At 70.1% G+C, this 6,287-nt stretch carries 4 protein-coding genes; all 4 read left to right on the top strand.

Features of this window, described 5'->3' with window-relative positions; translation table 11 throughout:
- The first annotated feature begins 123 nt into the window (after window positions 1–123).
- Genes AC1VXD_RS19555 through AC1VXD_RS19570 form a run of 4 tightly spaced genes read left to right on the top strand, consistent with a single transcriptional unit; the run spans window position 124 to window position 6,149 of the window.
- Window positions 124–462 carry a hypothetical protein gene (locus AC1VXD_RS19555; RefSeq protein ID WP_256643609.1) on the top strand — a complete coding sequence of 113 codons (339 nt, stop codon included), beginning with the start codon at window positions 124–126 and terminating at the stop codon, window positions 460–462.
- A 56-nt stretch (window positions 463–518) separates the two neighbouring features.
- Complete coding sequence (locus AC1VXD_RS19560) at window positions 519–1,772, top strand: TolC family protein (RefSeq protein ID WP_482993442.1); 1,254 nt, start codon at window positions 519–521, stop codon at window positions 1,770–1,772.
- Window positions 1,769–2,941, top strand: coding sequence for an efflux RND transporter periplasmic adaptor subunit (locus AC1VXD_RS19565; protein ID WP_482993444.1), 1,173 nt, complete (start codon window positions 1,769–1,771; stop codon window positions 2,939–2,941). The genes AC1VXD_RS19560 and AC1VXD_RS19565 overlap by 4 nt, the downstream gene beginning before the upstream one ends.
- Before the next feature lie 10 nt (window positions 2,942–2,951).
- On the top strand, window positions 2,952–6,149 hold the full coding sequence (locus AC1VXD_RS19570; RefSeq protein ID WP_482993443.1) for an efflux RND transporter permease subunit: 3,198 nt from the start codon (window positions 2,952–2,954) through the stop codon (window positions 6,147–6,149).
- Window positions 6,150–6,287 lie beyond the last annotated feature (138 nt).

The following is a 6,287-nucleotide window of genomic DNA, read 5'->3' on the forward strand; positions in this document are numbered from 1 at the left end:
CCGGCCTCCCCCTTGGTGGCCTCAGCACTCTACCCCCGCCCTCCTTTGCGGGGGCTCTACAGGGGAGTCCGACCCGGCCATTGATATTGTATCCACCGGAAACTGCTTGCTAGCCTGCCCTGCATGCGCTGGATTGCCCGCCACCTCCGTTCGACCCTGCTGATGCTGCTGATGGCGGCATTCGTGGTCGTGCCGGTGGCCGACGTGCTGGCTTGCACGGTCGAGCCGCATGACACGGTCGCGGCCCATGTTGAAGCCGCGGCCGACGACGCAGACGGCGACAGTGACGGCACGCATACCGGTGCCTGCAGCCATAACCACTGCCACCATTCCAACCTGAGCCTGCCGGCCGGCACCGTTGCCGCCTTCGGCGCGCCGCTGCCGGCACGCTGGATGGCCGACGGTGACAGCGCGACCTATGCGGTCGCGCAGGATGAACTGAAGCGTCCTCCCCGGGCGTGAGTTGAGCGCGTCCCGCGATCGCGGGCCTCCGTTTCACTCACAACCGGACATCCTCCATGTCGAACTCGACACCTCGGTCGCTGCGTGCGGCCGGGCGGGTCATTGCTGCGTTGCTGGGCCTCGCCCCGGCACTGCAGGCGATGGCGCAAGCCGCCCCTTCCTATGACACCCTGCTTGAACGCCTGGACCAGCTGCCCGGCGCCCGCGTTGGCGCGGCCCTGGCCGACGCTGCCGAAGCACGCGCCGAGCAGGCACGCGCCCTGCCCAACCCATCCCTCTCCTACGCCACCGAAAACGCCTGGGGTACCGGCAGCTATGGCGGCATGGACCGCGCCGACAGCGTGCTCACCCTGTCCCAGCCGCTGGAAATCTGGGGCCAGCGTGGTGCACGCGTACGTGCTGCCCGCGCCGAAGCACAGGCCGCCACGCTGCGTGGAACGCAGAGCCGCAGTGATGTAGCCAGCCAGCTGGCGGCGTCCTACGCGCAGGCCGAGAGCGCGCTGCGTCGTTACGTCCTGGCCGGGGAAGCGCTGGCGCTGACCCGCGATGATGCCGCGGCGGTCGACGCCCTGGTCCAGCAGGGCCGCGAACCACAACTGCGCGCGGTGCAGGCGCGCAGCGAAGTGGCCAATGCCAGCGCCGCGCTGGAGGAAGCGCAGGCCTTCCGCGATGCGGCATTGGCGCGGCTGACCAGTGCGGCCCTGCTGGATACGCCGGTGCAGTCCATTGACAACAGCCTGCTGGATCGCACGCCGCCGCTGCCACGGGGTGCCGGTGATGCCGCGCTGGCGGTGCGAATCGCCGAAGCCGAGGCTCAGGCCAGCACCCGTCTGGTCGACGTAGAGCGCAGGCGTGCCCTGCCCGAACTCAGCGTGACCGCCGCGCAGACACGCTTCCGCGAGGACCGCGAACAGGCCTATACGCTGGGCGTGAGCCTTTCGATCCCCTTGTTCGACCGCAACCGCGGCGGCATCCGCGCGGCCAGTGCCGACCAGCGTGCGGCCGAAGCGCGGCTGGACCAGCAGCGCCGCGACAGCGAAGCCGAACGCCTCGCGGCGGTGGCCGGGCTGAAGGCTGCCGGCAGCCGCATGCGCGCCGCCGATGACACCGTCGTGGCCGCCGAGGAAGCCTACCGGCTGGCCCGCATCGGCTTCGACGCCGGACGCATCTCGCAGCTGGAACTGCGCAGCACACGCAGTGCCCTCATCGCCGCACGCAGCAGCGCCGTGGATGCGCGCCTGTCGCGCGTCGGCGCGGAAATCGATCTTGCCCGCCTGGAAGGGCGCGCCCCGTTTGTGGAGGTTCGCTGATGTTCTCCCGTACTGTTTCGTTGATGACCGCTGCACTGTTGGGCGCACTGCTGGTCGGCTGCACTGGCACTGCACAGACCCCAACCGCCGCTGCCGACGATGGCCACGGCAATGCACCGGGGAGCGCTGAGAACACCACAGGCAACGCGCCCGAGGCCGATGAAGGCGTGGTCGCGCTGAGGCCGGAACAGATCAAGGCGTCGTCCATCGAAGTGGTCGCCGTCGGTCGAGGCGGTGGCGGCTCCACGCGCCTGTCTGGCCGTGTGGAACCCTCGATCGGCGCGCGCGCGTCGGTGGCGTCCAGCGTGACCGGCCGCGTCGAACGCGTGCTGGTGGCACCGGGCACGGCCGTGAAGCAGGACCAGACACTGGCCATCGTGCGCAGCGGTGAGGCGGCGGTGTTCCGCGCCAATGCATTGGCCGCCGCTGCCGAAGCCAAGGCCGCGCGACTGGCCCACGGTCGTGACAGGGCGCTGGTGGAACAGGGCGTGGTCGCGCGTCAGGAGCTGGAAACCTCGCATGCACGTGCCATGGCTGCGCAGGCGCAGGCGGCGGCGGCACAGGCACAGGCCGCCGCCAATGGCGCACCCGATGCCAGCGGCCGCGTCCGCATCACCAGCCCGGTGGCCGGCATCGTCGGCAACGTGCAGGTCACGCCGGGCGGCGTGGTCGCTGCCGGCAGCGTGGTGGCCGAGGTCGCCGATCCGGCGATGAACGAACTGGTGTTCACCGCGCCACCGGCACTGGCCGCACAGGTCACGCCGGGCATGACGCTGGAAGTGAGCGTGCCGGGCGGCAGCTTCAGCGCCACCGTCATCGGCTCGGCCGCGGATGTGCGCCAGCAGGGCGGCGTGGCGGTGATCCGTGCCATGCCGGTGGACGCTGCGCTGCCGCCGGCCGGTTCACCGGTGTCGGCCGTGGTGGTCACCGAGGCCCAGGGTGACGCGCTCAGCGTACCCGCCGATGCGGTGCAGAACGTCGATGGCCGCAGCGCGGTGTTCGTCGCGGTCGACGGCGGCTTCAAGGCGCAGCCGGTGCTGGCCGGCCGCCGTGCCGGTGACCGCATCGAGATCCTCGGTGGGCTGACCGGCAGCGAACGCATCGTCGGCGCCAACGCCTTCCTGCTCAAGGCCGAACTGGCCAAGGGCGAAGCCGAGCACGGCCACTGAGGAGGCGACCATGTTCAAGCTGATCATTGAAACCGCGGTCCGCCGCCGCTGGCTGGTGGTGATCGCCGCCGCGCTGCTGGCGGCGGTCGGCCTGCTGCAGCTGGGCAAGCTGCCGATCGACGCGGTGCCGGACATCACCAACCGCCAGGTGCAGATCAACACAGTGGCCCCGGCGCTGACGCCGGAACAGATCGAACGGCAGGTGACCTACCCGCTGGAAACCGCGCTGGCCGGCATTCCCGGCCTGACCACCACCCGCTCACTGTCACGCAACGGCTTCTCGCAGGTCACCGCCATCTTCACCGATGCGACCGACATCTACTTCGCCCGCCAGCAGGTGGCCGAGCGCATGCGCGAAGCCGCCGACGATCTGCCCGACGGTGCGTCGCCACTGCTGTCGCCGATCACCACCGGCCTGGGCGAGGTGCTGATGTGGACGGTGGATTTCACCGCATTCGATCCAGTCCAGCTGGCCGAACCCGGCGCGGCCGGCTGGCAGGCCGGCGAGGTCTACCGCACACCGGAAGGCACCTTGCTGGCCACGCCGGAAGAACGCGCCACCTACCTGCGCACCGTGCAGGACTGGATCATCGCGCCGCAGATGCGTTCCAGCCCGGGGCTGGCCGGGGTCGATACCGTCGGCGGATACGTCAAGGAGTACGGCGTGCACCCGGACAGCGCGCGGCTGGCCGCGCATGGGCTGGGCCTGGCCGATCTGGTCACCGCCCTGCAGCGTTCCAACGTGCAGGCCGGCGCCGGCTTCGTGCAGCGCGCCGGTGAGGGCCTGGTGGTGCGTGCCGATGGCCTGGCGCTGACCACCGACGATCTGGCGCATGCCCCGGTGGCCACGCGCAATGGCGTGGTGGTGCGCGTGGCGGACGTGGCCGAGGTGGCCTTGAGCCGCGCGCCACGCCTGGGTGCGGCCAGCCGCAACGGCCACGAAGCCGTGCTCGGCACCGCGCTGATGATTGCCGGCGGCAACAGCCGCACGGTGGCCCAGGCCGCCGCGGAACGCCTGCAGCAGGTGAATGCCTCACTGCCACCGTCCATCGTGGCGGTGCCGGTGCTGGACCGAAGCGAACTGGTCAACGCCACCATCCGGACCGTGGCGAAGAACCTCAGCGAGGGCGCGCTGCTGGTGGTGGTCGTGCTGTTTCTGCTGCTGGGCAACCTGCGCGCGGCGGCGATCACCGCGCTGGTGATCCCGCTGTCGTTCCTGTTCGCAGTGATCGGCATGAGCCGCTTCGGCATCAGCGGCAACCTGATGAGCCTGGGCGCGCTGGATTTCGGCATCCTGGTGGATGGCGCGGTGATCGTGATCGAATCGACGCTGCTGATGCTGGGCCAGCGCCGCGCCGAACTTGGCCGTGCGCTGACCGCGATGGAGCGCCTGCGCGTGGCTGCCGATTCGGCCATGAAGATGGCGCGGCCTGCGGCCTTCGGCCAGCTGATCATCCTGCTGGTGTTCGCACCGATCCTCACCCTGGAAGGCGTGGAGGGCAAGACGTTCCACCCGATGGCGGCCACCTTCATGCTGGCCCTGATCGGCGCCTTCATCTTCTCCTTCACCTTCGTGCCGGCGATGGCCGCGCTGCTGGTGCGCGAGCCCACGGTGAGGGACGGCGATGCGCATACTGGCGACGGCGGGCACGAGACGAAACTGATCCGCGTGCTGCGTGCGCGTATCGAGCCGGTGGTCCGTCGTGCAGTCGCGCATCCGCGCACGATGCTGGCCGGTGCGGTGATGATGGTGGTGGTGGGCATCGGTTCGTTCTCGCTGCTGGGCCGCGAGTTCATGCCTACCCTGGACGAAGGCAACGTGGCGATGCAGGCCCTGCGCGTGCCATCCACTTCACTGGAGCAATCGCTGGCGATGCAGCTGGCGCTGGAGAAGGCGCTGGCCGCACAGCCGGAAGTGGAGGCGGTGTTCTCGCGCACCGGCACCGCCGAAGCGGCCATCGACCCGATGCCGGCCAACATCTCCGACAGCGTGATCGTGCTGAAGCCGCGCGCGCAGTGGCCTGATCCGAAGCTGGACAAGGAAGCGCTGGTGCAGCGTTTCGAGCAGCTGGCCGGGCAGCAGCTGGGCAACAGTTTCGAGTTCAGCCAGCCGATCGAGCTGCGCTTCAACGAGCTGATTTCCGGCGTGCGCACGGACCTGGCGGTGATGGTGTACGGCGATGACTTCGCCGCACTGCAGAAGGTGGCCGAGCAGGTAGCGCTGAAACTGCGCGCAGTGGACGGCGCCGCCGACGTGCGGGTTGAGCAGATTTCCGGCCTGCCCACGCTCAACGTCAGGATCGACCATGTGGCGGCCGCGCAGCAGGGGCTGACCGCGGCGGATGTGAGTGATGCGGTGTCCACCGGCATCGGTGGTACCGCGGCCGGGCGGATCTTCGAAGGCGACAGACGCTTCGATGTGGTGGTGCGCCTGGACGATGCCGCACGCAACGATCCGGACCAGCTGGCCTCGCTGCCGATCGCCACGCCGGCAGGCCAGGTGGTGCCGTTGTCCTCGCTGGCACGCATCAGCGTCAGCGAAGGGCCAAACCAGATCAGCCGCAGCGACGGCAGCCGGCGGGTGGTGGTGCAGGCCAACGTGCGCGGCCGCGATCTCGGTGGCTTCGTCAGCGAAGCGCAGGCCGCGGTGGTCGACGTGGCGTTGCCGGCCGGTGCCTACCTGCGCTGGGGCGGCCAGTTCGAGAACCTGCAGCGCGCGGAGAAGCGGCTGGCCACGGTGGTGCCGGTGGTGTTCCTGCTGATCGGCGGCCTGCTGTTCATGGCCCTGCGCAGTGGCAGGGAAGCGCTGCTGGTGTTCAGCTGCGTGCCACTGGCCCTGGTCGGCGGCATCCTCGCCCTGCTGCTGCGTGGCATGCCGTTCTCGGTGTCTGCAGCGGTGGGCTTCATCGCCGTCTCCGGCGTGGCCACGTTGAACGGCCTGGTGCTGATGCAGGCGATCCGCGAGCGACTGGAGGGCGGCGACCTGCCGATGCAGGCGGCCATCAAGGGTGCCGCCAGCCGCATCCGCGCGGTGCTGACCACGGCCCTGGTGGCCATCGTCGGCTTCATACCGATGGCCATCGCCAGTGGCGCCGGCGCGGAAGTGCAGAAGCCGCTGGCGACGGTGGTGATCGGCGGATTGATCACCGCCACGCTGCTGACGCTGCTGGTGCTGCCGACGTTTGCCGGGCGGCTGGTGAAGCACTGAGGGGCACGGGTCTGCCGCGCTTCGCGCTCGCCGGGCATGGCCCCGCGCGACCCGGATGAATGCGGTAGACCCCGGGCCGGGCCCGCGCGGGCAACGCTGAGGCCCGCAAGACCGCGGGCCAGTACCCCAGGAACAGAG

This window comes from Stenotrophomonas sp. STEN054 (assembly GCF_056854535.1).

Coding starts and splice junctions, on each gene's coding strand:
- AC1VXD_RS19570 (WP_482993443.1), top strand. CDS start 2,952: ATGTTCAAGCTGATCATTGAAACCGCGGTCCGCCGCCGCTGGCTGGTG.
- AC1VXD_RS19555 (WP_256643609.1), top strand. CDS start 124: ATGCGCTGGATTGCCCGCCACCTCCGTTCGACCCTGCTGATGCTGCTG.
- AC1VXD_RS19560 (WP_482993442.1), top strand. CDS start 519: ATGTCGAACTCGACACCTCGGTCGCTGCGTGCGGCCGGGCGGGTCATT.